Source organism: Lentzea sp. (genome assembly GCF_036380075.1).
Classification (GTDB): domain Bacteria; phylum Actinomycetota; class Actinomycetes; order Mycobacteriales; family Pseudonocardiaceae; genus Lentzea.
In genome coordinates this window covers 1-2,631 of record NZ_DASVFL010000091.1, presented here as the reverse complement: position 1 = coordinate 2,631, position 2,631 = coordinate 1, and the positions used below count along the sequence as shown (strand labels likewise).

The window sequence follows — 2,631 nt, the reverse complement described above, 5'->3', positions numbered from 1 at the left end:
GTAGAAGACGGCGTAGCCGAAGGCGGCCGCACGGGCCGGGTAGCGGACGTACTTCGGGCTGTCGTCGAGCAGCACCCACTGCGCGGCCGCCAGCAGCGGGAAGACCAGCGCCAGGATGATGTGCATGTTCTGCCACCACTGAGCCGTGGACGCGTCCAGGTGGTGGGGGTGGGTCAGGCCGATGCCGGCGAGGACGAGGCCCGGGAGGGCGACGAGCAGGGTGCGCACCGGCCGAACCTAGCGCTGCGGGGAAGTGGGGGCCGCGGTGACACGGCCCCCACCACGTCACGCCTCGCCGCGGATGAACGCCTCGACGGCCGCGTGGGCCTCGGCGTCCGAGTACTGCTCGGGCGGGGACTTCATGAAGTACGACGACGCCGAGAGGATCGGGCCGCCGATGCCCCGGTCGAGGGCGATCTTCGCGGCGCGGACCGCGTCGATGATGATGCCCGCGGAGTTCGGGGAGTCCCAGACCTCGAGCTTGTACTCGAGGTTCAGCGGGACGTCGCCGAACGCGCGGCCCTCCAGGCGGACGTAGGCCCACTTGCGGTCGTCGAGCCACGCGACGTAGTCCGACGGGCCGATGTGGACGTTGTCCTTGCCGATGTCGCGGGACAGCTGCGACGTCACGGACTGGGTCTTGGAGACCTTCTTGGACTCCAGGCGCTCCAGTTCCTTCATGTTGAGGAAGTCCATGTTGCCGCCCACGTTGAGCTGCATGGTGCGGTCGAGCTGCACGCCGCGGTCCTCGAACAGCTTCGCCAGCACGCGGTGCGTGATGGTGGCGCCGACCTGGGACTTGATGTCGTCACCGACGATCGGCACGCCGGCCGCGCGGAACTTCTCCGCCCACTCCGGGTCCGAGGCGATGAAGACCGGCAGCGCGTTGACGAACGCCACACCGGCGTCGATCGCGCACTGGGCGTAGAAACGGTCCGCGTCCTCCGACCCCACCGGCAGGTACGAGACCAGCACGTCGACCTCGGCGTCGCGCAGGGCCTGCACGACGTCCACCGGCTCGGCGTCGGACTCCTCGATCGTCTCGCGGTAGAAGCGACCGAGACCGTCGTGGGTGTGGCCGCGTTGCACGGTCACGCCCAGCGGCGGCACGTCCGCGATCTTGATCGTGTTGTTCTGGCTGGCCCCGATGGCCTCGGCCAGGTCGACACCGACCTTCTTCGCGTCCACGTCGAACGCTGCGACGAACTCGACGTCCCGCACGTGGTAGTCACCGAACTGCACGTGCATCAGACCGGGCACACGGGTGCTCGGGTCGGCGTCCCGGTAGTAGTGGACGCCCTGCACCAGCGACGCCGCGCAGTTGCCAACCCCGACGATGGCCACTCGAACGGTGCGGCGGTTTTCGCCCATTGCCGAGTCCTCCTTGATCAACATGTGGGTGCTACTCGTCCTGCTCGGACTTCTCGTGCGCGATGAGCTCGTTGAGCCACCGCACCTCGCGCTCCGTGCTCTCCAGGCCCTGCCTGTGCAGCTCGCGGGTGTAGCGGTCGATCTGCTCACCCGTCTTCGCGAGCCGCTCGCGCAGCCCCTCCCTGCGTTCCTCGACCCACCGCCGGCGGCCCTCCAGGATGCGCATCCTGACGTCGGCCGGCGTGCGGGAGAAGAACGCCAGGTGGACTCCGAACGAGTCGTCGTCCCAGGTCTGCGGCCCCGCGTCGGACAGGAGGTCGGCGAACCGCTCCTTGCCCTCCGGGGTGAGCCGGTAGACCTTGCGAGCCCGACGTCCCCAGGAGAGAGCCGACTCCTCCGGCCCCTCCTCCACGATCAGGCCCGCCCTCTGGAGTCGCCGCAGTGTTGGGTACAGCGATCCGTAGGAGAACGCGCGAAACGCTCCGAGCAGGTCATGCAAGCGCTTGCGCAGCTCGTAGCCGTGCATGGGCGCCTCGTGCAGCAGGCCGAGCAGCGCGAACTCGAACACGAGTCACCTCCTCGCACCTGCACCGATAGGTGAGGTGATTATATCGCTGCGATACATCGGCAGCCCCTTCTCGATGTGGGATGTGGCACACCGTCATATCGCGCCCGCCGTTGCTGCCCTGAACGGCCCATCATCGGAAAGCGGGCGCCACGTACTCTGGTCACGTGTTGACCCAACGACAGGTGGTGGACTACTCGCTGCAGCGCCGCGCGCTGCTGGCGGAGGTCCATGCCGGTCGCACGGGCACCATGGAGGTCTGCGACGCGTCTCCGTACCTGCTGCGAGCTGCGAAGTTCCACGGGACGGCGACCGATGTGCCCTGTCCCGTCTGCCGCAAAGAACCCCTCACGAACGTGTCGTGGGTCTACGGTGACGAGCTGAAGCACGCGGCCGGCTCCGCCCGCACACCCGAAGAGCTCGTGAAGATGTCGAACCTCTTCGACGAGTTCTCCGTGTACGTGGTGGAGGTGTGTCGCACGTGCAGTTGGAACCACCTGGTGCAGTCATACGTCCTGGGGAAGCGTGGGCTGGAAAAGCCACGCAGGAGGACTGCGGTGGAATGACCCACGGGTGACACTGCTCCGAACGAAGTACGACCACCGAACCGCGTGCCGGTGCGCGCCGGTCTGGGAGGCCTTTTCACGTGAACGACCAGCATGATGACCGGCAGCGCGGAGGCGAGCCGCAGTGGC

General features: G+C 67.7%; 3 protein-coding genes and 1 pseudogene. 1 reads left to right on the top strand and 3 read right to left on the bottom strand.

Features of this window, described 5'->3' with window-relative positions:
- The 3 genes and pseudogenes from VF330_RS11260 to VF330_RS11250 form a co-directional block, all read right to left on the bottom strand.
- Positions 1 to 228 (bottom strand): annotated as a pseudogene (locus VF330_RS11260) (hypothetical protein); the annotation flags it as partial.
- A 57-nt stretch (positions 229 to 285) separates the two neighbouring features.
- Positions 286 to 1,371, bottom strand: a complete 1,086-nt coding sequence (locus VF330_RS11255) for an inositol-3-phosphate synthase (protein WP_330851482.1) — start codon at positions 1,369 to 1,371, stop codon at positions 286 to 288.
- A 31-nt stretch (positions 1,372 to 1,402) separates the two neighbouring features.
- The gene (locus VF330_RS11250; RefSeq protein WP_090045809.1) at positions 1,403 to 1,939 is read right to left on the bottom strand and encodes a PadR family transcriptional regulator; all 537 of its coding nucleotides are present in this window, start codon (positions 1,937 to 1,939) and stop codon (positions 1,403 to 1,405) included.
- A 164-nt stretch (positions 1,940 to 2,103) separates the two neighbouring features.
- On the opposite strand from VF330_RS11250, the gene VF330_RS11245 reads away from it, so the two are divergent.
- Positions 2,104 to 2,502, top strand: a complete 399-nt coding sequence (locus VF330_RS11245) for a DUF5318 domain-containing protein (protein WP_330851481.1) — start codon at positions 2,104 to 2,106, stop codon at positions 2,500 to 2,502.
- Positions 2,503 to 2,631 lie beyond the last annotated feature (129 nt).